Below are 1,343 nucleotides of genomic sequence, written 5' to 3'. Positions count from 1 at the left end.
TTAAACCCAAACGAGGATTGTGAAGAGATGGAATTTAGCAAGGAACAAGTAGACCAAATTTGTAAAGGCGATTCCGAAATTGCTGGCTTCTTCCATGCACTCCTCGAACACAATCGAACGCTAAGGGAACAGAACCGTGTGCTTACCGAACAAAACCAACAACTCCAAGCCATTGTTACCTCTCAAGCTGAACAAATCGTCAAGCTCGAAAAACGTGTGCATGAGCTGGAAAGGCAATTAGGCCAAAATAGTAATAACAGCAGCAAACCGCCTTCTAGTGATGGATTTCGAAAAAAGAATAACCTTCGGCAATCCGGCGGGAAGAAGGGAGCGCCCGAGGGGCACTCTGGACAAACCCTCCGTTTCTCTACTGAGCCTAATCAGTTCGTCGTTCATTCCCCTCAGTCTTGTCAGTCTTGTCACACTTCGCTTGCGGGTGTGCCCGCGCTGAAGTTTGAAGCAAGGCAAGTGTTTGACTTGCCTTCGTTCACATGGATCGTTACGGAACATCGGGCAGCAACCATTTGTTGTCCAAAATGTCGTACCCGTACGAGCGGGGCTTTTCCAGTAGGTGTGAACGCTCCCGTACAATATGGTGCAACCTTATCGGCATGGACGAGTTATTTAAGCACCTATCACATGCTTCCGTTAGAACGAATATCACAGCTCTTCGCAGATTTAACGGGGCATGGGCCCAGCGAAGCTACTTTGCTTTCCCGGCTCAGCCAGATGCATACCGCCCTTGCGCCGACTGAGCAGCAGATCCGGGAGCAGATTTTGAGCAGTCCGGTTGTTCATGCCGATGAGACCGGCTGTCGTGCCGAGGGGCACGGGGCTTGGATGCATACCGTAAGTAATGCGGCGTACACGCTTCTCACCGTTCACGAGAGCCGGGGAACGAAAGGGATGATCGCGGGTGAAGTTCTGCCCTACTACAAAGGGACGGTTGTTCACGACTTTTACTGGCCCTATTTTCACAAAACGTCTTTTTCGTTTCACCACGCGCTGTGCAACGCTCATCTCCTTCGCGAATGCCAAGGTATTATCGAGCACGACAAACAGCAATGGGCAAAGGAGATGAAAGAGCTGCTGCAAGAGGCTTGGGAAGTAACTTCCGCTGCCCGGAAAGCGGAAAAGCTTCTGCCCGAATCCGTGATTGCAGAAATCGAGCGACGCTACGATGACATTCTGCTACGCGGCGAAGCCCAGTGGAAGCAAGGATTTATCCCCAAGGAAAAAGGCACACGCGGCAGACATGCCAAAGGGAAGGCAGGGAATTTGGCCGAACGGTTTCAGCAATACAAAACCGCCATTCTGGCCTTTCTTCGTGATGTCCAAATTCC

1 protein-coding gene is annotated in these 1,343 nt (G+C 51.1%); it reads left to right on the top strand.

Going from position 1 to position 1,343, the window contains the following annotated elements; genetic code table 11:
- Positions 1–27: 27 nt before the first annotated feature.
- On the top strand, positions 28–1,343 hold a 1,316-nt coding region (tnpC, locus tag ACFOTD_RS34460; RefSeq protein ID WP_378124529.1), incomplete at its 3' end, for an IS66 family transposase.

The organism is Cohnella sp. GCM10012308 (assembly GCF_042649185.1).
GTDB lineage: Bacteria > Bacillota > Bacilli > Paenibacillales > Paenibacillaceae > Cohnella.
This window is presented reverse-complemented; position numbering and strand designations above follow the sequence as displayed.